The organism is Pseudomonas sp. MDT1-17, from assembly GCF_054898105.1.
In genome coordinates, this window is sequence record NZ_JBUBVM010000001.1 from 826,539 (window position 1) to 848,596 (window position 22,058).

Below are 22,058 nucleotides of genomic sequence, written 5' to 3' on the forward strand. Positions count from 1 at the left end.
CAGCCTTCGGCAGCTCCTACGGGGGGTACGCCATCCCAATGTAGGAGCTGCCGAAGGCTGCGATCTTTTTGGGGTCACCGAAGTGCTATGCCGACCGACTGCAAAAGCTTGCCGTCCCCATCGTGATAGTTGACCTGAACCTTCTCCTGATCAACGACCAGATGGGCAAAGTTGTCCTCGCTGACCACCATGCTGGTCAGTTCATGCCGATAGTCGCCCGCGACCGTTTTCGCCAGTGGTTGATCGAGAATGAAAGTGGATGCCTTGGCATACGGCAGCAGTTTGCTGTTGCACAGCGGTGACGACACGATGGTGTGCACTTCGAAGTCCGGGTCCTCGCTGTGGGTCAGGCGACTGGTCAGGGAGCCGTGGACATCGCCCGAAATGAAGAAGACGTTCTTGATGCGGTGTGTACGAATCGTCTCCAGCAGCCGTAGTCGCTGTTCCGGGAAGGCTTTCCAGGCGTCATCGCCCTGGGTTTTGCGATCGGGAAAAAACATCACGCTGGTGACCACGAACTTGACTCTGGCCGGGCTGTCGATCAGCCATTTGCACAATGTCTGTTCCTGTTTTTCGTCGAGAATGCGTCGATCATCGACCGACAGGTTGCGGCGGGTTCGGCTGTCGGTGACAAACCATTCAATATCGCCTTCAGCGAACTGATACCCATACTGTTCCAGTGTTCTGCTTATTTGCCCGTTGGCTAGAAGTTCATGGGCTGGGCTGTGGCTGGCTTGATATAACTCGTATGCCGCCATCGCGTTCTTATATAAGTAGTCATCGGCTTTGCTCTCGTTGGCAGGCCAGTTGTCTTCTATTTCATGGTCGTCGAGGATCATGTAAGTCGGAACGCTGGACATCAACTTTCCGATATGAGGTTGAGAAAAGGCCGCGCGGTATTTGCTGAGTATTTCCTTGTACTCCCGGTCGGGAGCAATAACGTTCAAGTCATCGACGTAGATTTGATCGCCGGCCATCAACATGGCGCTGATAGGCGGTTCAGCCTGCTGCGCAAGGCGTGTGATCGAAGCGAAAATCCGGTCGCCCAGATGCGGCACCACCGGTATGCCTGCGGTCATGCGCAGGTAACGGCATGAACCAACGAGATAGGCCCGTGGAATCGTGCCTTTGCTGGATTGCGTGCGAAATCGGTAGATATCCCGCGGCCATTGCAGCGGCAACTCCTGAATCGTTTCTACGGTATGCACCGGGCTCATGGGGCTGAACCAGCCCGCCTGATATTCGTACTTGGTATCGGTGGCCAGATCGTTGAGTGCAATGACATCGGACATGTCGCGCACGGTCGTCAATTTTGCAAATACACCTTGGGACCAGCGCTCTTCGCCAAGCCGGCGATAACGAATACCTGCGAATACCGGCGCGTTGTTTTGAAGTTCGCCGCGCAAGAATATGCGTGTGTGATTAGTTGTGGTATGGCCAATAATAGGGCCGGCAGTTGGTTTGAACATGTTCGAATCCATTCGAAGTAATGCTAACTAAGCAAGAGAGACTGATGATGTTTAAATCAATAATCTGTTGGACTAAGCCTAGTTACTGTCGCGCAGAAAATATCGGGTGAAAGTGGACTTGAGTTGTGGGCGGCGTCAGCCACGAATGTAGGAAGAAACTTTCTTCCAGGCAAAAAAAGCCCCGCCAAACTGGCGGGGTTGAGGTACGAGCGTGGCGCTCGGAAAACGTGGAACGCAACAGGCCCTCCGGTGAAGGAGGACCGGTCGGTGTTACAGCAGGATGGTGCGGATGTCCGCCAGCAGGTCGCTCAGACGCTTGGTGAAGCGTGCAGCAGCGGCGCCGTTGATCACACGGTGATCGTAGGAAAGCGACAGCGGCAGCATCAGTTTCGGCTGGAAGGCTTTGCCGTCCCAGACTGGCTGGATGGTTGCCTTGGAAACACCGAGGATCGCCACTTCCGGCGCGTTGACGATCGGCGTGAAGCCGGTGCCGCCAATGTGGCCGAGGCTGGAAATGGTGAAGCAGGCGCCCTGCATGTCGTCAGCGGTGAGCTTTTTGTCGCGGGCTTTGGCGGCCAGTACGGCGGCTTCGGCTGCCAGTTGCAACAGGCTCTTCTGGTCGACGTTCTTGATGACCGGTACCAGCAGGCCTTCAGGGGTGTCGACCGCGAAGCCGATGTTCACGTACTTCTTGCGGATGATCGCTTTGCCGCTCGGTGCCAGCGAACTGTTGAAGTCCGGCAGTTCCTTGAGCAGGTGCGCGCAGGATTTGAGCAGCAGCGGCAGGATGGTCAGCTTGACGCCAGCCTTCTCTGCAACGGCTTTCTGAGCGATACGGAACGCTTCCAGGTCGGTGATATCAGCCGAATCGAACTGAGTCACGTGTGGAATGTTCAGCCAGCTGCGGTGCAGGCTCGACGCGCCGATTTGCATCAGGCGGGTCATCGGCACTTCTTCGGTTTCACCGAAGCGGCTGAAGTCCACGACCGGAATTGGCGGGATGCCCGCGCCGCCGGTTGCGCCGCCAGCAGCGGCCGGTGCTTCCTTGGCCTTTTGCATCATGGCTTTGACGTAAACCTGCACGTCTTCTTTCAGGATGCGACCGTGCGGGCCACTGGCGCCGACGGCGTTCAGCTCGACGCCGAACTCGCGAGCCAGTTGGCGTACAGCCGGGCCAGCGTGAACCTTGGCACCCGGTTTGGCGGGTGCCGCAGCCGGTGCGGCCGGTGCCGGGGCAGCGGCTGCAGGAGCCGCTTCAGCCTTGGCAGCTGGCGCAGCAGCGGCGGCTGGAGCCGGAGCAGCAGCAGGCGCAACGCCTTTGACTTTCAACTTCAGGATCAGGTCGCCAGTACCGACTTCGTCATCCAGCTTGATGGAAACGCTTTCCACCACGCCAGCGGCAGGCGATGGAATTTCCATGCTCGCCTTGTCGGATTCCAGGGTGATCAGCGACTGGTCGGCTTCAACGGTATCGCCGGCCTTGACCAGCACTTCGATGATCTTGGCCTTGCCGGCCGAGCCGATGTCCGGGACATGAATGTCCTGAACGCTGTCGGCAACCGGTGCAGCCGGGGCTGCAGCGGCTGGCGCTGGAGAGGCGGCGGCCGGAGCAGCTGCCTGAGCTGGCGCAGCCGCAGCCGGTGCCGCGGCACCTGCCACTTTCAGCGCCAGAATCAGGTCGCCGGTACCGACTTCGTCGTTGAGCTTGACGCTGATGCTTTCGACCACGCCAGCGGCGGGCGAAGGGATTTCCATGCTGGCCTTGTCGGATTCCAGGGTGATCAGTGACTGATCAGCCTTGACGGTGTCGCCGACCTTGAACTGGATCTCGATGATCTGGGCCTTGCCCGACGAACCGATGTCCGGCACGTGCACTTGCTGAGTGGTTGCAGCAGCTGGAGCAGCGGCCGGTGCAGCCGCTGCCGGAGCAGGGGCAGCAGCCGGTTTTGCTTCAGCTTTGGCAGCCGGCGCAGCGGCAGCCGCAGGGGCGGCAGCAGCGGCACCTTCGACTTCCAGCTCCAGCAGTTCGTCGCCTTCTTTCAGGCGATCACCCAGCTTCACTTTAATGCTTTTGACGATGCCGGCCTTGGGAGCAGGAATTTCCATGCTCGCCTTGTCCGACTCGAGCGTCAGGATGCTCTGGTCGGCTTCGATACGGTCGCCGACCTTCACAAATAGTTCGATTACTTCACCTTCACCGCTGCCGATGTCAGGTACGCGAATGAGTTCGCTCACAGAGTGTCTCCTCAGCAGTCCAGTGGGTTGCGTTTTTCCGGGTTGATCCCGAACTTGGCGATGGCTTCAGACACCACCTTAGGTTCGATATCACCACGGTCAGCCAAGGCTTCCAGGGCTGCCAACACCACGAAATGACGGTCGACTTCGAAGAAGTGACGCAGCTTCTTGCGGCTGTCACTGCGGCCGAAACCGTCGGTGCCCAGGACTTTGAATTCCTTGGACGGGACCCACTGACGAATTTGCTCAGCGAACAGCTTCATGTAGTCGGTAGACGCGATGACCGGACCTTGACGGCCGTTCAGGCACTCTTCGACATAGCTCAGTTTAGGCTTCTGACCCGGGTGCAGACGGTTGCTGCGCTCGACGGCCAGGCCATCGCGACGCAGTTCGTTGAAGCTGGTAACGCTCCACACGTCAGCGCCGACGTTGAACTGTTCACGCAGGATCTTCGCCGCTTCGCGCACTTCACGCAGGATGGTGCCGGAGCCCATCAGCTGAACGTGATGCGCCGCTTCGCGGGTGTCTTCCTCGAGCAGGTACATGCCCTTGATGATGCCTTCCTCGACACCGGCCGGCATGGCTGGCTGCTGGTAGGACTCGTTCATCACGGTGATGTAGTAGAAAACGTCCTGCTGCTCTTCGGTCATCTTCTTCATGCCGTCCTGAATGATCACCGCCAGCTCGTAGCCGTAGGTTGGATCAAAGGTGCGGCAGTTCGGGATGGTGCCAGCCAGGATGTGGCTGTGACCGTCTTCGTGTTGCAGGCCTTCGCCGTTCAGCGTGGTCCGGCCGGCGGTGCCGCCGATCAGGAAGCCACGGGTACGGCTGTCGCCCGCGGCCCAGGCGAGGTCGCCGATACGCTGGAAGCCGAACATCGAGTAGAAGATATAGAACGGCAGCATTGGCTGGTTGTGGCTGGAGTACGAAGTACCGGCAGCGATGAAGGAGCTCATGGCGCCCGCTTCGTTGATGCCTTCTTCGAGGATCTGGCCCTTCTTGTCTTCGCGGTAGAACATCACCTGGTCTTTATCGACTGGCTCGTAGAGCTGGCCGACGGAAGAGTAGATGCCCAACTGACGGAACATGCCTTCCATACCGAAGGTACGGGCTTCGTCCGGGATGATCGGGACGATGCGTTGGCCGATTTCCTTGTCCTTGACCAACTGCGCCAGGATGCGCACGAACGCCATGGTGGTGGAGATTTCGCGGTCACCCGAACCATCCAGGATCGCCTTGAGGGTATCCAGTGGCGGGGTCGGAATGTCGAAGCTTTTGGCGCGACGCTGTGGCACGAAACCGCCCAGTGCAGTGCGACGTTCGCTCAGGTAACGGGCTTCGGCGCTGCCTACTTCGGGTTTGAAGAACGGCAGGTTTTCCAGCTCGGAGTCTTTAACCGGAATGTCGAAACGATCGCGGAACAGCTTCAGGCTTTCAACATCAACTTTCTTGGTGTTGTGCGCCGTGTTCTTCGCTTCGCCGGCACCGGTGCCATAACCTTTGATGGTCTTGGCCAGGATGACGGTCGGTTGTTCTTTGTGGTTGACCGCTTCGTGGTACGCCGCGTAGACCTTGTACGGGTCGTGACCGCCACGGTTGAGTTTCCAGATCTCGTCGTCGGACAAGTCTTCAACCATCGCCTTGAGTTCTGGCGAGTTGAAGAAGTGTTCACGTACGAACGCGCCGTCTTTGGCTTTGTAGTTCTGGTACTCGCCGTCGATGACTTCGTCCATGCGGCGTTGCAGGATACCGTCGACGTCTTTGGCCAACAGTGGGTCCCAGAAACGGCCCCAGATGACTTTGGTCACGTTCCACTGAGCACCGCGGAACACGCCTTCGAGTTCCTGGATGATCTTGCCGTTGCCGCGAACCGGGCCATCAAGGCGCTGCAGGTTGCAGTTAATAACGAAGATCAGGTTGTCGAGTTTCTCGCGGCCAGCCAGCGAGATCGCGCCCAGGGATTCCGGCTCGTCACACTCGCCATCGCCCAGGAAGCACCAGACTTTTTGCTTGCCTTCAGGGATGAAGCCACGGGCTTCCAGGTACTTCATGAAGCGTGCCTGGTAGATCGCCTGGATCGGGCCCAGACCCATGGATACCGTCGGGAACTGCCAGAAATCAGGCATCAGCCAAGGGTGCGGATAGGACGACAAGCCCTGGCCGTCGACTTCCTGGCGGAAGTTGTTCATCTGGTCTTCGGTGATGCGGCCTTCCATGAACGCACGGGCGTAAACGCCTGGCGAGGTGTGACCCTGGAAGTAGATCAGGTCGCCGCCGTGTTCGTCGGTCGGGGCCTGGAAGAAATAGTTGAAGCCGATGTCATACAGGGTTGCGCTGGAGGCGAAGCTGGAGATGTGACCGCCCAGGTCCGAATCTTTCAGGTTCGTACGCATCACCATGGCCATCGCGTTCCAGCGAACCAACGAGCGAATGCGGCGTTCCATGAACAGGTCGCCAGGCATGCGTGCTTCGTGGGTAACGGGAATCGTGTTGCGGTATGGCGTGGTGATGGCGTAAGGCAATTGCGAACCGCTGCGGGTTGCGAGTTCGCCCATACGGGTCATCAGATAGTGAGCGCGGTCTTCGCCTTCTTTGTCGAGAACCGATTCCAGGGCGTCCAGCCATTCCTGGGTTTCGACGGGATCGAGGTCTTGCATGGCTTGCTCCAGGGCGGAAAGGCTTCCAGAATCGGTTGCCTGAGTTTGCGACTGGCCTTGTGGGCAGACGATATAAATTCTTGGATTGCCGAGAGGTTGTTCCGGCGGCGTGTAGTTTTACTACAAATCATCGGGCATTTCAGCCTTTCGAATGTATATACGAGTAGTAAAACTACAGATGAGCGGCTTGTGGCCTCCAGCTGCGTTGTGAGAATAATCGTTAAGGTTGGTCTTTTGCCAACCATAAAAGGTGAAAGCTTGATGCTGTCTGCCAAAAATAAAGAAATTTCAGCTATTTCTAACCTTTGTTCGACAGTCGATCACGTAGTGCATTCTGGCGAATCACTACATGCAGCCCTCTACACGCCGATCAAGGATAGACCATGAGCCTCCCTTCGCTTGCCGAACTGCCCGGCATTCTCCTGCCGTTTGTCCCCCGCGCCGAGCAGTCGTTCCGTACGGCCGTCGCGGTGCTTCCCGACGACCATGGCCTGTCCGGCTGGACGCCTGAACGCTGGGCACAATTTGCCCGCGTCACCGCCGCCAGCGATTTCGTGATTGAACAAAGTGTGCGTGATCCGTTGATGTTGCTGGAGCTGGTGCAGTCCGGTGAGCTGGATCGGAGTTTTGCTCCCGGCGAGCTGTGCGAACAGATTGCGGCAGCGGTGAATGCGGTGGAAACCGAAGATGGACTCGGTCGCGCCCTGCGTCGTCAACGTACCCGCCATCAAGTGCGGATCATCTGGCGCGACCTGACTCGCCAGAGCGATCTGATCCAGACCTGTCGCGACCTCTCGGACATGGCCGATGCCAGCATCGATCAGGCCTATCAGTGGTTGTACTCGCGGCATTGCCAGCAGTTCGGCGTGCCCACCGGTCGGCGCAGCGGCGAGCCGCAGCAAATGGTCATCCTCGGCATGGGCAAGCTCGGCGCGGTGGAGCTCAACCTGTCGTCGGACATCGACCTGATCTTCGCCTATCCCGAGGGCGGCGAAACTATCGGTGTGAAACGCTCGCTGGATAACCAGGAATTCTTCATTCGGCTTGGCCAGCGCCTGATCAAGGCGCTGGACCCGATGACCGTCGACGGTTTTGTATTTCGCGTCGACATGCGCCTGCGGCCTTACGGTTCGGCCGGTGCATTGGTGCTGAGCTTCAACGCGCTGGAGCAGTATTACCAGGACCAGGGGCGCGACTGGGAACGCTACGCGATGATCAAGTCGCGGGTGGTGGCCGGCGATCAAGTGTCCGGCGCGCAATTGCAGGACATGCTGCGGCCGTTCGTTTATCGGCGTTACCTCGACTTCTCGGCGATCGAAGCGCTGCGCACCATGAAGCAGCTGATTCAGCAGGAAGTCCGGCGCAAGGGCATGGCCGACAATATCAAACTCGGCTCCGGTGGCATTCGTGAAGTCGAGTTTATCGCCCAGGCGTTTCAGCTGATTCACGGCGGTCGCGACCTGAGCCTGCAGCAACGTCCTCTATTAAAAGTGCTGAGCACGCTGGAAGGTCAGGGCTATCTGCCGCCGGCGGTGATCAGCGAGCTGCGCGAAGGTTACGAATTCCTGCGTTACACCGAACATGCGATCCAGGCGATTGCCGACCGTCAGACCCAGATGCTGCCGGACGGTGCGCAGGATCAGGCGCGCATTGCCTTTATGATGGGTTTCGCCGATTGGGCCGCTTTCCACGAACAGCTCATGTATTGGCGCGGCCGTGTGGCGTGGCACTTCGGCCAAGTGATCGCCGATCCTGACGAAGAGCAAGGCCCCGAGAGCGAAGTGGTGGTCGGCGGTGAATGGCTGCCGCTGTGGGAAGAGGCTCAGGATGAAGAGGCTGCTTGCCGCCAGTTGGAGGAGGGCGGTTTCGCCGATGCCAGCAAGGCGCTGAGGGCTTTGGCCGGTCTGCGCGGTAGCCCCCAGTTGCGCGCCATGCAACGTCTAGGGCGCGAGCGCCTTGATGCCTTTATCCCACGATTGCTGGCTCAGGCGGTGGAGCACGCCAATCCGGATCTGGTGCTGGAACGGGTGCTGCCGCTGGTGGAAGCCGTGGCCCGTCGTTCCGCGTACCTGGTGTTGCTGACCGAGAACCCCGGCGCGCTGCGACGTTTGTTGACCTTGTGCGCCGCGAGCCCGTGGATCGCCGAACAGATCACCCGCTTCCCGCTGCTGCTCGACGAATTACTCAATGAAGGTCGGCTGTTCAAGCCGCCGCTGGCGCCGGAACTGGCCGCCGAGTTGCGCGAGCGTTTGACGCGGATTCCCGAAGACGACCTCGAACAACAGATGGAAGCCCTGCGCCATTTTAAACTGGCGCACCGCTTGCGGGTCGCCGCTTCGGAAATCGCCGGCAGCCTGCCGTTGATGAAAGTCAGTGATTACCTGACCTGGCTCGCCGAAGCGATTCTCGAGCAAGTGCTGGCCCTGGCCTGGCGCCAGACCGTGGCCAAATACGGCACGCCGCTGCGTACCGACGGCACTTTGTGCGATCCCGGCTTCATCATTGTCGGTTACGGGAAAGTGGGCGGTCTGGAACTGGGGCATGGTTCGGACCTGGACCTGGTGTTCATCCACGATGGCGATCCGCAGGCGGAAACCGACGGGCCGAAGCCTATCGACGGCGCGCAATTCTTCACCCGGCTGGGGCAGCGGATCATTCACTTGCTGACGGCCCAGACCAACTCCGGTCAGCTGTATGAAGTGGACATGCGCCTGCGTCCGTCGGGTGCGTCGGGGTTGCTGGTGAGTTCGCTCGGGGCGTTTGCCCGGTATCAGGAAAACGAAGCCTGGACCTGGGAACATCAGGCGCTGGTGCGGGCGCGGGTGCTGGTGGGCAGTCGGGACGTCGGCCAGGCGTTCGAGAAAGTCCGCGCGGCGGTATTGGGCAAGCCGCGGGACCTTGCGACCTTGCGCCAGGAGGTCAGCGAGATGCGCGCCAAAATGCGCGATAACCTTGGCAGCAAGAGCACCGCGGCGGGCACCGCGGCAAATGCCTTCGAGGCCACGGCGCCGTTCGATCTCAAGCAGGACGCCGGAGGTATCGTCGATATTGAATTTATGGTGCAATACGCGGCCCTGGCGTGGTCCGAAAAGCACCCGTCATTACTACGCTGGACGGACAATATCCGCATTCTGGAAGGGCTGGAGGAGGAAGGGCTGATGTCCGCCGAAAACGCCAGCCTGTTGCGCGAGGCCTATAAAGCCTACCGTTCAGCCGCTCACCGGCAGGCCTTGCAGAAGGACGCCGGGGTGATACCGGGCAACCAGTTCGTGGACGAACGGCTGCAAGTAGTACGGATCTGGCGCGAGCTGGGGCTAAGCTGAAACCGGATATTTGAAACACCAATACCCAATGTGGGAGCGAGCCTGCTCGCGAAGGCGGAGTGTCAGGCAACATCTTTATCGGATGAGACGGCCCCTTCGCGGGCAAGCCCGCTCCCACAGTGATCTGCGGTGAATTGCAGAAGTAAGGCAGAACGCAAAACCCTGTGGGAGCGGGCTTGCCCGCGATAGCGGAGTCTCAGGCGACGTTGATGTTGAATGTGACGGCCCTTTCGCGAGCAGGCTTGCTCCCACATTAGATCTACAGTGTTTGTAGAATTCTCGAGGCGGGGAGGCGTATGCCTCCCCGGTTCGTTTTTGGAAACCACATGAAAATTCTGATCGTTGGGCCCAGTTGGGTCGGTGACATGGTGATGGCGCAGACACTTTTTCAGTGTCTCAAGCAACGCCACCCGCAATGCGAAATCGACGTGCTGGCCCCCGAGTGGAGCCGGCCGATTCTTGAGCGCATGCCCGAAGTACGCCAGGCCTTGAGCTTTCCGCTCGGTCACGGTGCTTTGGAGCTGGCAACGCGTCGGCGTATCGGCAAATCCCTGGCCGGCCAGTACGACCAGGCGATCCTGCTGCCCAATTCCCTGAAGTCGGCATTGGTGCCGTTCTTCGCCGGCATCCCGAAACGCACCGGCTGGCGTGGCGAATTCCGCTACGGCCTGCTCAATGACGTGCGCACGCTGGATAAAGAACGTTATCCGCTAATGATCGAGCGCTTCATGGCCCTGGCTTACGAGCCCGGTGCCGAACTGCCGACACCTTATCCACGGCCGAGCCTGCAGATCGACCCGGTCACTCGCGAGGCGGCAATGGCCAAGTTCGGCCTGGCCCTCGACCGCCCGGTATTGGCGCTGTGCCCCGGTGCCGAGTTCGGCGAGTCCAAGCGCTGGCCGTCCGAGCACTATGCCAAGGTGGCCGAAGCGAAGATCCGCGAAGGCTGGCAAGTCTGGCTGTTCGGTTCGAAAAACGATCATGCGGTCGGTGAAGACATCCGCTCGCGGCTGATTCCGGGTCTGCGTGAGGAGTCGGTGAACCTCAGCGGCGGCACCTCCCTGGCCGAAGCCATCGACCTGATGTCCTGCGCCGACTCGGTGGTGTCCAACGACTCCGGCCTGATGCACGTCGCCGCTGCGCTGAATCGTCCGTTGGTGGCAGTCTATGGCTCGACGTCACCGGGTTTCACGCCGCCACTGGCCGAGCACGTCGAGATCGTGCGCCTGGGTATCGAATGCAGTCCGTGCTTCGATCGCACCTGCCGCTTCGGTCATTACAACTGCCTGCGCCAGCTCATGCCGCAAGCGGTGAACGAAGCCTTGCAGCGTTTGCAGGGCACTGTGGTCGAGGTCAAATAGTTTGCGGGTACTGCTGATCAAGACTTCTTCGCTGGGCGACGTGATTCACGCGTTGCCGGCGCTGACCGACGCGGCACGGGCGATCCCCGGCATCACGTTCGACTGGGTGGTGGAAGAAGGCTTCGCCGAAATCCCGACCTGGCACCCGGCCGTGGGCAAGGTGATTCCCGTGGCGATCCGTCGCTGGCGCAAAAACATCTGGCAGACCCTCAAGAGTGGCGAATGGAAGCGCTTCAAGCAAAGCGTTCGCGCTACACAATACGATCTGGTGATCGATGCCCAAGGCCTGCTGAAAAGCGCGTTGCTGACCCGATATGCCAAAGCCCCGGTGGCCGGGCTGGATAAAAACTCGGCCCGTGAACCGATTGCCGCACGCTTTTATTCCCGGCGTCTGGCCGTGGCGCGTGGGCAACATGCGGTGGAGCGGGTGCGTCAGCTGTTTGCGGTAGCGTTGGGGTACGACCTGCCCAAAGGCTTGGGCGATTACGGCCTGAACGTCGAACGACTGGTGGAACTGCCGCGCAAGAATCCTTACGTGGTGTTCCTGCACGGCACCACGTGGGACACCAAACACTGGCCTGAAGCCTACTGGCGCGAGCTGGCCGAGCGCGTCGGCTATCTCGGTGTCGGGGTGAAACTTGCGTGGGGCAACCCGATCGAAAAAGCCCGGGCCGAACGCATCGCCAAGGACATGAAGCACGTCGAAGTGCTGCCCAAGCTGAACCTGGCCGGTGTTGGCAAAGTACTGGCCGGCGCGCAAGCCTGCGTGGCGGTGGACACCGGCCTCGGTCATCTCGCCGCCGCACTGGACGTGCCGACGTTGTCACTGTTCGGCCCGACCAACCCGGGCCTGACCGGTGCCTACGGCAAGTCGCAGATTCACATGGCCAGCGACTTCCCTTGCGCGCCGTGCCTGCAAAAGAAATGCACCTATCAACCGACGGCCCAAGAGGCCCGTCAGTTTGACCTGAAACGCGAGTGGCCTCTGTGCTTCACGCGTCTGAATCCCGAGCGTGTCGCGACCCGACTGAGCACGTTGTTACTGGCTGAGGAGCTGCGCTGATGCAATTGGCATTTGTCCTGTACAAGTACTTTCCCTTTGGCGGCTTGCAGCGCGATTTCATGCGCATCGCCCTGGAATGTCAGCAGCGCGGCCACCAGATTCGCGTCTACACGCTGATCTGGGAAGGCGACATTCCACCCGGCTTCGAAGTGTTGGTGGCGCCGGTCAAAGCGTTCTTCAATCATCGACGCAACGAGAAACTCAGCGAGTGGATGGAGGCGGATCTGGCCAAGCGTCCAGTGGATCGCTTGATCGGCTTTAACAAGATGCCGGGGCTGGACGTCTACTACGCCGCTGACGGTTGCTTCGAAGACAAGGCGCAAAACCTGCGTAACTCGCTGTACCGTCGCTGGGGCCGCTACCGGCACTTCGCCGAGTACGAGCGCGCGGTGTTCGCCAAGGATGCCAAGACCGAAGTGCTGATGATTTCCGAAGTCCAGCAGCCGCTGTTCATCAAGCATTACGACACGCCGCTTGAACGCTTCCATTTGCTGCCGCCGGGCATCTCTCAAGACCGTCGCGCACCGGCCAATGCCGCCGAGATCCGTGCTGAATTTCGTCGCGAATTCAACCTGAAAGACGATGAACTGCTGTTGGTGCAAATTGGCTCAGGGTTCAAGACCAAGGGCGTGGATCGCAGCCTCAAGGCACTGGCCGCATTGCCCGCTGATCTGAAGAAACGCACCCGGCTGTTTGTAATTGGCCAGGACGACCCCAAGTTATTCCAGATGCAGAGCGCCACATTGGGGCTCGGCGATAACGTGACGTTCCTCAAGGGGCGCAGTGACATTCCGCGTTTTCTGCTCGGCGCCGACCTGTTGATCCATCCGGCGTACAACGAAAACACCGGGACCGTGTTGCTCGAAGCCCTGGTGGCCGGCCTGCCGGTGCTGGTGAGCGCGGTCTGTGGTTACGCCCATTACATCGCCGAGGCCGACGCCGGTCTGGTGCTGGACGAACCTTTCGATCAGGCGCAACTGACTCAGTACCTGACCGGCATGTTGAACGACGCTCAAGCAAGGGCGGCCTGGGGCCGCAACGGTCTGGCCTTCGCCGAGACGGCTGACCTCTATAGCATGCCGCAGCACGCGGCCGATGTGATTCTGGCGGAGCACGCTTAATGAAGTTGATGCTGGCTGAACCGTTCAAGAGCCTTTGGGCCGGACGCGACCCGTTCGCCGAAGTCGAGAGTCTTCAGGGTGAGGTATACCGCGAACTTGAAGCGCGCCGGACCCTGCGGACCGAAGTCAATGGCAATGGCTTTTTCGTGAAGATCCACCGTGGCATTGGCTGGGGCGAGATCTTCAAGAACCTGCTCACGGCCAAGCTGCCGGTGCTCGGTGCCGGCCAGGAATGGAAGGCCATAGCGCGCCTGCAAGAAGTCGGCGTGCCGACCATGACCGCCGTGGCTTACGGCGAGAAGGGCAGCAACCCGGCGGACCAGCATTCGTTCATCGTCACCGAAGAGCTGGCGCCCACGGTCAGCCTCGAAGACTTCAGCATCGACTGGGTCAAGCAGCCGCCCGAGCCAACACTCAAGCGTGCGCTGATTGCCGAGGTCGCGCGCATGACCGGCATGATGCACCGCGCCGGAGTCAACCATCGCGACTGCTACATCTGCCACTTTCTGCTGCACACCGACAAACCGGTGACGGCCGACGATTTCAAACTCTCGGTGATCGACTTGCACCGCGCCCAGACCCGTCCGGCGATCACTCAGCGCTGGCGCAACAAGGACCTGGCGGCGCTGTACTTTTCGGCCCTGGACATTGGCTTGACCCGGCGTGACAAATTGCGCTTCCTCAAGGGCTACTTCCAGCGGCCGCTGCGCCAGATCCTGGGTGAAGAAGCCGGGTTGCTTGCCTGGCTGGAAGGCAAGGCGAACAAACTCTACGACCGTAAACAGCGATACGGGGATGCGCTCTGATGCCGGGTTGGAAACTGGAGCCTGCGTACAGCGATCTGGCGGAAGATTTCGGCAGTCTTGAGGCTGTGTTTGCGCTTCAGGGCGAGCGCCTGACCCGCGACCTGTTGTCCGAGGTCATTCGCGTCCAGCGCAATGGCGTCAACTATTACGTCAAACGCTACGTGGGTGCCGGCAAAGGCCTGCGCCGTTACCTGGGCAAGCCCCGGGTGAAAGCCGAGTGGCAGAACCTCAAGCGCTTCGCCAAGTGGGGGATTCCCACTGCCGAAGTGGTGGCCTGGGGCCTGGAACGTCGCGGTGCGGCTTACGATCGCGGGGCGATGATCACCCGTGAGCTGCCGCATACCGAAGACCTGGCGGTCCTGGCCGAACGGCATGATCCGAAGCTGGCAGACCGCGCCTGGGTCGACAACGTCAGCCGACAGCTGGCGGGTTATACCCGGACCATGCACGACCATCGTTTCACCCATAACGATTTGAAGTGGCGCAACCTGCTGATCGACGATGAGCCCCGGCTGTTTTTGATCGACTGTCCCAATGGTGATTTCTGGCGTGGCTTCTGGCTCAAGTACCGGATCACCAAGGACCTGGCGTGTCTGGACAAGGTCGCCAAGTATCACTTGTCGGCCACCCAGCGCCTGCGCTTTTACCTGCAATACCGCCAGCGTGATCGGCTGAATGCCGCCGACAAAAAACGGATCCGGCACGTGGTGAGATTTTTCGAGGGACGCGAATGACTGATTTTCTGGCCGATGAAGACCGTGCGCTGCTTGAGCGTCATGGCCTCGGTACCTTCGACGCACTCTGGGCCAAGCAGCTCGACGCTGTGGACGAACCCAACACCGCACGCGGTGGCTGGAGCAGCGTGTTTCGGCTGGATCTGGAAGGTCATGGCTACTACCTCAAGCGCCAGAGCAACTACCAGATGCGCACCTTGCACGCGCCCTTTGGCGAGCCGAGCTTTGCCCGTGAATTTCGCAATATCAGTCGCTATGAGCGATTCGGGATTCCAGCGTTGAAAGCGGCATTCTTCGGTGAACGCAAGGTCGACGGCGAGGTTCGGGCGATTCTGCTGACCCGTGCCCTGGATGGTTGGGATGACCTGGATTCGCTGTTGCAGCGCTGGTCGGACCTGAGTTCGGCGCAGCATTCGGCGATTATGAAAGCCTGCGGTCAACTGGCCCGGCGCCTGCACGGCGCGCGTCAGGTTCACGGTTGCTTCTACCCCAAACACATTTTTCTCCAGGCCACCGGCGACGGTTACCTGGCCCAACTGATCGACCTGGAAAAGACCCGGCCGTTGCTGTTTGGTCTGCGTGACCGGGCGAAAGATCTGGAGCCGTTGCTGCGTCGGGCACCTCAGTGGAGCGAAGTGCAGTTGCGCGAGCTGCTGGCTGCCTATCTGGATCAACCCCAGGACAGCTCGTTGATCGACAGCTGGTTGGTGCGACTGACCGCGCGACGCACTCACAAGGAGACGCGCTGATGCGTTTGTCCGAGCTGAAAAACGCTGGCCGCAGCCCTGGCCTGCCGCTGAATATTTCACTGGCCGATGCCGCCGGCCCTGCCGAGTTGCAGTTGCTGAGTCTGTTGCGGGTGTTGCCGGGGCAACGTTATGTCGGTGCCGGCGTCTGGCGTGGTCGCCCGGTGCTGGCCAAGTTGTTGGTTGGCAGTAAAGCGGCACGGCATTTTCAGCGTGAGCTGGACGGCGTGCGTTTGCTCGCCGATCAGGGCCTGACCACGCCGCAGCTGCTGGTGGACGGCCTGAAAGAGGGCGAGGGTGGCTGGCTGCTGTTCGATTTCCTTGAGGGCGCCGAGAGCCTGGGAGAAACCTGGCAACAGGTCGAGCACTTGCCGGTGCTGGCGGATATGCAAGGGGCCGTGCTGGCCGAGGCGTTGGGCGCTATTGGCCAAATGCATCGCAAGGGGCTCTGGCAGGAAGACCTGCATCTGGACAACCTTTTGCGTCAGCGAGGTCGGTTGTATCTGATCGATGGCGGCGGTGTCTGTGCTGAAACGCCGGGCCAGCCGCTGTCACGGCAGAAGGTCTTGGAAAACCTCGGGGTATTTTTCGCCCAGTTGCCCAAGACGCTGGAACCCTATACCGAAGAATTGCTGGTGTATTACCTGCTGAGCAACGGCGAGCATGCTCTGCCCATGGAAGCGTTGCAGAAGCAGATCAACAAGGTTCGCAGCTGGCGCCTCAAAGACTTCCTGATCAAGGTCGGCCGCGAATGCACGCTGTTCAGTGTCCAGCGCGGAGCGTTCGGCCTGCGAGCGATTCGCCGCGAGGAAGAAGCGGCAATGTTGCCGGTGCTGGAGCAGGCCGATGCGTTGCTCGAACAGGGCTATCTGTACAAGACTGGCGGCGCGGCGAGCGTCGGCAAGGTCGAGGTGGCCGGTCGTACGCTAGTGATCAAACGTTACAACATCAAGGGTTTTGCCCATTGGCTCAAACGCTTCTGGCGCCCGAGCCGTGCCTGGCATTCCTGGCGCGAAGGCAATCGCCTGGCGTTTCTCGGCATCGCCACACCCAAGCCGTTGGCGTTGCTGGAGAAGCGTTTTCTCTGGTTGCGCAGTCGGGCTTATCTGGTGACCGAGTATTTGCCGGGGCCGGACATCATCGAGCGGTTTGCACCTTATGTTGAAAGCGGTGAGGCGCCGGAAGCCGAATTGCTGGCGTTGGATCATTTGTTTGCCGAGCTGATTCTTGAGCGGATCAGTCATGGGGATTTCAAGGGGCATAACCTGTTCTGGCAGCAAGATCGTTGGGCGCTGATTGATCTGGATTCGATGTGTCAGCATGCCTCGCTCAGCAGCTTCGCCCCGGCTTATGCGCGGGATCGGGCAAGGTTCATGCGTAACTGGCCTGAGAGCAGTGCGCTTTATCAGGTCATTGATCAGCGTCTTCCCAAAGATATCTCTAGCGCTGCTTGAATCCCTTCGCGAGCCTGCTCGCGAAGAGGCCAGACCAGCCGCCCGAGATCTAGAGGACAAGTTCCTGTGACTTGTCCTACATGATCTACAGAGACCATGAACTGTGCCCTGAATAGCCGCAATGCTAGCTTGTCTGAAGTTCACGGAGCCCTGCGTGTCAGTGCTACACCTACGCACTTGGCTCGAAAAACAAAGGATGAATAGCTTCGTGTCGACCCCTATCTTGCCCTCTCAACAGTTTTTTCTTTTTGAAAGCGAAAGTGAAGCAGACGCAGATGTTGAGGCGAAAAAGCTCTTGCCGCCAACAGGGAAATACAGCGATTTCATTATTTACGTTGATGAGAGCGGCGATCATGGAATGCAAACGCTAGATCCAAACTACCCAATGTTTGTACTCGCCTTTTGTGTTTTTCATAAAAGGCACTATTGCGAGAAAGTTATTCCTGCCCTTCAGAAGTTTAAATTTAATCATATGGGGCACGACCTGATTGGCCTGCATGAGCTGGAGATTCGAAAAGAGAAGGGCGCCTTCTCCAGTCTGTTCATGTCCAGGCAACACAAGCATGCCTTTCTCGATGAGTTGACGGGCATTATCGAGGCAAGCAATTTCGTTTTGATCAGTTGTGTGATCGACAAAGCCGCTCTTCGCGAAAAACAAGGTCCAGTTCACAATCCTTATCATGTCGCCCTCGGTTTTTGCCTGGAAACGCTTTTTGAGTTTCTACAGGAAAAGAATCATCACAATGCGTTGACTCATGTGATTTTTGAGCGTCGAGGGAAGAAGGAGGATAACGAGCTTGAACTGGAGTTTCGTCGCATGTGTGATGGCGCGAATCGATTGGGCATTCAGCTACCGTTCGACATCGTCTTTGCAACCAAACAAGTGAACTCCACGGGCCTGCAGCTGGCGGATCTTGTTGCAAGACCTATCGGTATGAGCGTTTTGCGATCAGGACAAGAAAATCGTGCCTTTGACGTGCTCAAGCGTAAGTTCTATTGCAGTGGGGGGCGCGATAATGTGGGGGAGGGTTTCGAAAACTGGGGTTTGAAAATTTTCCCACTTTCAGAAAGCGAAAAGCCCCGGTGAAACTCACCGAGGCTACAGCGCCGACCGGGATCCCCCAGTCCATTTGCGCAGGAGTCTATGTCGGCGACCTTCTGCTGTCAACGCGCGAGCCTGCCGTTTCCCGCTAGAGGTTTGCCGCAGCTTTTAAGCTATAATCCCGCCCTTTAGCTGCCACTCGCCCTTTGCGAGGGCACATTAATCTTTTAGGCGCCTTGCGCCTGCATGCAGACTAAAGAGGCTAGACCCCTGTGGCATTGACGATTCTTGGCCTGTCCGGCGCCCTTAGCCATGATCCTTCCGCAGCCTTGTACATCGACGGCAAGCTGGTCGCGGCGGCTGAGGAAGAGCGCTTTGTGCGCGATAAACATGCAAAGAACCGCATGCCTTACGAGTCGGCGAAGTTCTGCCTCGAGCAGGCTGGCATCAAGCCGTCCGACGTTGATGTGGTAGCGATTCCGTTCGCGCCGATCAGCCTGTTCGGCAAGGCTCGCTGGCATTACGCCAAGCGTTACTGGTACGCCCCGGACCGCGCGCTCGACGCGATCCTGATGGGTAACCGTCGCTACAAGCGCTATCGCAACAAGATTGTCTGGTGCCTCGAGCAATTGGGTTTCGATCCGAAAAAAATCAAGATCGAACCGGTCGAGCATCACCTGGCTCACGCCTCCAGCGCTTATCACTGCTCCGGTTTCAAAGAGAAAACCGCGATCCTCGGGATCGACGGCAAGGGTGAGTACGCCACGACCTTTTTCGGTTACGGCGAAAACGGCAAGATCCACAAGATCAAGGAATTCTTCGATCCGGACTCCCTCGGCGGCCTGTACGGCGCGATCACCGAGTTCCTCGGTTTCGAGATGCTCGACGGTGAGTTCAAGGTCATGGGCATGGCGCCGTATGGCGATGCCGGCAAATACGATTTTTCGCGTCTGGCTTCGTTCGAGAACGGCGAGCTGGTGATCAACACCGACTACGCCAACGTCATCGGCTTGCGTCGTTATAAAGAGAAAGGCAAAGGCTTCTATTTCTCGCCGAAGCTGATCGAGTGGCTGGGTCCGAAGCGCGAAGGCGATATCGCCGACGAGCCGTACATCCACTACGCCGCGAGCATGCAAGCGCTGTTCGAAAAAATCTCGCTGCAGATGATCGACCACTACCTGGGCGACGTGCTCAAGGAAACCGGCAAACTGGCCTTCGCCGGTGGCTGTGCGTTGAACGTCAAACTGAACCAGAAAATCATCGCCCGCGACGACGTCAAAGAGTTGTTCGTGCAGCCGGCGTCCGGCGATGCCGGTACGGCGGTCGGTGCGGCGGCTTACGTGTCCCACGCCCGTGGTGTGCCGGTCGAGAAGATGGAGCACGTCTACCTCGGCCCGTCCTACACCAACGAAGACGTGCTCGCTGCGTGTGCCCGTCACCCGAGCAAGCCGGTGTGGCGCAAGCTTACGAACATGCCGGAAAACATCGCCAAAATCATGGTCGACGGCAACCCGGTGGCCTGGTTCCAGGGCCGCATGGAGTTCGGTCCGCGCGCCTTGGGTGGTCGTTCGATCATCGGTTGCCCGAGCGCCACCGGCGTGGCTGACCGGATTAACCACCAGATCAAGTTCCGCGAGCGCTGGAGGCCTTTCTGCCCGTCGATGCTCGACACCGTTGCACCGCAGATGATCAAGGTCGATCATCCGGCGCCCTTCATGACCTTCACCTTTGAAGTGGCGGAAGAGTGGAAAACCCGCGTGCCGGAAGTCGTCCATGAAGACGGTACGTCGCGGGCCCAGGTGCTCAAGCGCGAATACAACCCGCGCTACTACGACATGATGAAGGCGCTGGAAGTGCTGACCGGTAACGGCGTGTCGCTGAACACCTCGCTCAACCGTCGTGGCGAACCGATGATCTGCTCGCCGACGGATGCCCTGAACATGTTCTTCGGTTCCGATCTACAGTATCTGATCATGGAAGACATCCTGGTGGTCAAAGAGGGCGCGGACGCATATGACACGCTCGGCTGAACGCCATGTGCTGCAGTTCTGTCACGGCTATGACGGGCCGTTTCTGGACTGCGCCCGGCAGTACGCCAGCCTGTTCGCGGGGACCGGTTATCGAGTGACCACGGTGTTCCTGACCGGGGCCGCAGACAGTGGGGTCGCCGCGGGCTGTGCTTCCGATGAAGTGTTGTTCATGGAGTACAGCTCCAAGGCCATTCGTGGCCTGAAGCTGGGCGCCATCGGCGATCTGCGCAAGATCGCCGCCTCGCGCAATTTCAGTTTTTGCATCGCTCACCGTTTCAAACCTATTTATATCGCCTTGCTCGGTACGTCGTTGCCGGTGATTGGCGTGCATCACGCGTTTGACGATTACAAACGCGGCACGCGCAAACTCTTCGCGAATGTTTTCCGCAAGCGCCTGAGCCTGCTCGGGGTCTCCGATGCGGTGCGCGACGACATGCGCAGTTGCCTGCCGAAATGGCCGGCTGCACGGATTCAAACACTCTATAACCGAATTGATGTGCAAACCTTGCAGGACAGCCAGGTGTCAGTTCGCGAAGCTCGGGAAACCCTGGGCCTGGCGATGGATGCCTGGGTTGTCGGCAACGTCGGACGGCTGCATCCGGACAAGGATCAGTCGACCCTGCTGCAGGGTTTTGCCGGGGCGTTGCCGGGTTTGCCGGCCAACAGCCAACTGGTGATGCTCGGTGCCGGTCGACTGGAACAGGACCTCAAGGCCCTGGCCCGTGAGCTGGGTATCGGAGACCGCGTGCTGTTCCTCGGTCAGGTGCCTGAGGCTCGGCGTTATTTCCGTGCCTTTGATGTGTTTGCGTTGAGTTCTGATCATGAACCGTTCGGCATGGTGCTGCTGGAAGCCATGGCTGCCGGCGTGCCGTTGCTCGCCACGGCGTGTGGCGGGGCGAAGGAAGTGGTCGAGGGCGTCGGTATTCTGTTCCCGCTGGGCGATGCCGAGCACTTGGCTCAAGGGCTGCAACATCTGGCCGCGATGGACGAGCAGCAACGTCACCAGTGTGTCGAGCTGATGCTCGATCGCTTGCGTGAGCGCTTCTCCGACCGCGCGGTGCGCGAGGCTTTCTGGCGTTTGCCGCACGTTACCGAACTGGCACCGAGGGGCTGATGCTCAACCGATTTCAAGGCTGGCGCGAACGTGGCTGGGCGGTAGTCGACGCCTCGACCTATGCCGATGCCTGGCAACGTTATGGCGGCAGCGTCGCCACTCATCCCATGGTGGTCGAGCGGCTGGCGCAGTTGGCCGACATCCCTGTGCGCTACCTGGCCTGGGAGCAAAACGGTGAAGTCAAGGCCGCGATCCCGACCTGGGGCCGCGACCTCGCGTTGTCGAAGGATGTGCTCAAACGCCGCGGTAAAAAAGGCCTGTTCGACCTCGGCAATGCCGAGTTAATCCTGCCAGCCGCTGCCGATGCACAAGCGCCGCTACGTCATCGTGGACGCTACCTGTCGGTGCTGAATGAAGGCCGTTTCACCGGCATCAAGTTGCAGGCCGAACAACTGGCGATGGCCCGCACTCCCGAAGAACTGTCGAAGAAGTTTCGCTACAACCAGCGCCGTGAATTGCGATTGCTGGAAGAGGCGGGCGGCGTGGTCCGGCCGGTCGCCGAGTTTTCCAGTCGTGAACTGGCAGCGATCTATTGCGACCTGTTCCAGCGCCGCTGGGGTTTTCCTGCGACGGGGGCCGAGCGCATGGCTGAGGTCATCGAGTTGCTGCGTGACTTGCTGATCGGCTCGGTGATTTTTCTCAACGATGCGCCGATAGCGATTCAACTGGTCTACCGTGTCGAGACACCCCAGTGGATCAGCGTCGAGTACATCAATGGCGGCGTCGATCCCGAAACCCGCGAATTCAGTCCCGGCAGCGTGCTGAGTTTTCTCAATACGCAAAGCGCCTGGGAGCATGCCCGTGCGTTGGACAAACCCTTGCGCTTCTCTTTCGGTCGCGCCGACCGTGAATACAAGGATCGCTGGTGCAATCCCGTGCCGGTGTTCACCGTATGAGCCAGCC

General features: G+C 59.5%; 15 protein-coding genes. 12 read left to right on the forward strand and 3 right to left on the reverse strand.

The window, feature by feature from the left end; all coding sequences use genetic code 11:
* Positions 1–74: 74 nt before the first annotated feature.
* From ACYZTX_RS03665 to aceE, 3 genes are all read right to left on the reverse strand, one after another.
* Positions 75–1,469 (reverse strand): alkaline phosphatase D family protein, encoded by a 1,395-nt coding sequence (locus tag ACYZTX_RS03665; RefSeq protein ID WP_462032989.1) that lies wholly within the window; start codon positions 1,467–1,469, stop codon positions 75–77.
* A gap of 270 nt (positions 1,470–1,739) precedes the next feature.
* A complete protein-coding gene (aceF, locus tag ACYZTX_RS03670) occupies positions 1,740–3,704 on the reverse strand; it encodes a dihydrolipoyllysine-residue acetyltransferase (RefSeq protein WP_462032990.1) in 1,965 nt (654 codons plus the stop codon).
* Between the two features lie 11 nt (positions 3,705–3,715).
* Positions 3,716–6,361 (reverse strand): pyruvate dehydrogenase (acetyl-transferring), homodimeric type, encoded by a 2,646-nt coding sequence (aceE, locus tag ACYZTX_RS03675; RefSeq protein ID WP_462032991.1) that lies wholly within the window; start codon positions 6,359–6,361, stop codon positions 3,716–3,718.
* A 383-nt stretch (positions 6,362–6,744) separates the two neighbouring features.
* On the opposite strand from aceE, the gene glnE reads away from it, so the two are divergent.
* The 12 genes from glnE (at position 6,745) to ACYZTX_RS03735 (ending at position 22,051) form a co-directional block, all read left to right on the forward strand.
* Entirely contained in the window at positions 6,745–9,684 is a 2,940-nt protein-coding gene (gene glnE / locus ACYZTX_RS03680) for a bifunctional [glutamate--ammonia ligase]-adenylyl-L-tyrosine phosphorylase/[glutamate--ammonia-ligase] adenylyltransferase (RefSeq protein ID WP_462032992.1), read from the forward strand.
* A 326-nt stretch (positions 9,685–10,010) separates the two neighbouring features.
* Complete coding sequence (gene waaF, locus ACYZTX_RS03685; protein ID WP_461976400.1) at positions 10,011–11,045, forward strand: lipopolysaccharide heptosyltransferase II; 1,035 nt, start codon at positions 10,011–10,013, stop codon at positions 11,043–11,045.
* A 1-nt stretch (position 11,046) separates the two neighbouring features.
* On the forward strand, positions 11,047–12,108 hold the full coding sequence (gene waaC, locus ACYZTX_RS03690; RefSeq protein WP_462032993.1) for a lipopolysaccharide heptosyltransferase I: 1,062 nt from the start codon (positions 11,047–11,049) through the stop codon (positions 12,106–12,108).
* Positions 12,108–13,229 (forward strand): glycosyltransferase family 4 protein, encoded by a 1,122-nt coding sequence (locus ACYZTX_RS03695; protein ID WP_462032994.1) that lies wholly within the window; start codon positions 12,108–12,110, stop codon positions 13,227–13,229. Before waaC ends, ACYZTX_RS03695 begins: the two co-directional genes overlap by 1 nt.
* The gene (rfaP, locus tag ACYZTX_RS03700; protein ID WP_462032995.1) at positions 13,229–14,035 is read left to right on the forward strand and encodes a lipopolysaccharide core heptose(I) kinase RfaP; all 807 of its coding nucleotides are present in this window, start codon (positions 13,229–13,231) and stop codon (positions 14,033–14,035) included. Before ACYZTX_RS03695 ends, rfaP begins: the two co-directional genes overlap by 1 nt.
* Entirely contained in the window at positions 14,035–14,769 is a 735-nt protein-coding gene (locus ACYZTX_RS03705) for a lipopolysaccharide kinase InaA family protein (RefSeq protein ID WP_462032996.1), read from the forward strand. Before rfaP ends, ACYZTX_RS03705 begins: the two co-directional genes overlap by 1 nt.
* A complete protein-coding gene (locus ACYZTX_RS03710) occupies positions 14,766–15,518 on the forward strand; it encodes a lipopolysaccharide kinase InaA family protein (RefSeq protein ID WP_462032997.1) in 753 nt (250 codons plus the stop codon). The genes ACYZTX_RS03705 and ACYZTX_RS03710 overlap by 4 nt, the downstream gene beginning before the upstream one ends.
* Positions 15,518–16,969 carry a lipopolysaccharide kinase InaA family protein gene (locus ACYZTX_RS03715; RefSeq protein ID WP_462032998.1) on the forward strand — a complete coding sequence of 484 codons (1,452 nt, stop codon included), beginning with the start codon at positions 15,518–15,520 and terminating at the stop codon, positions 16,967–16,969. The genes ACYZTX_RS03710 and ACYZTX_RS03715 overlap by 1 nt, the downstream gene beginning before the upstream one ends.
* A 208-nt stretch (positions 16,970–17,177) precedes the next feature.
* On the forward strand, positions 17,178–18,056 hold the full coding sequence (locus ACYZTX_RS03720; RefSeq protein WP_462032999.1) for a DUF3800 domain-containing protein: 879 nt from the start codon (positions 17,178–17,180) through the stop codon (positions 18,054–18,056).
* A gap of 227 nt (positions 18,057–18,283) precedes the next feature.
* Positions 18,284–20,041 carry a carbamoyltransferase family protein gene (locus ACYZTX_RS03725; RefSeq protein WP_462033000.1) on the forward strand — a complete coding sequence of 586 codons (1,758 nt, stop codon included), beginning with the start codon at positions 18,284–18,286 and terminating at the stop codon, positions 20,039–20,041.
* A complete protein-coding gene (locus ACYZTX_RS03730) occupies positions 20,025–21,155 on the forward strand; it encodes a glycosyltransferase (RefSeq protein WP_462033001.1) in 1,131 nt (376 codons plus the stop codon). Before ACYZTX_RS03725 ends, ACYZTX_RS03730 begins: the two co-directional genes overlap by 17 nt.
* Positions 21,155–22,051 carry an antimicrobial resistance protein Mig-14 gene (locus ACYZTX_RS03735; RefSeq protein ID WP_462033002.1) on the forward strand — a complete coding sequence of 299 codons (897 nt, stop codon included), beginning with the start codon at positions 21,155–21,157 and terminating at the stop codon, positions 22,049–22,051. Before ACYZTX_RS03730 ends, ACYZTX_RS03735 begins: the two co-directional genes overlap by 1 nt.
* Positions 22,052–22,058 lie beyond the last annotated feature (7 nt).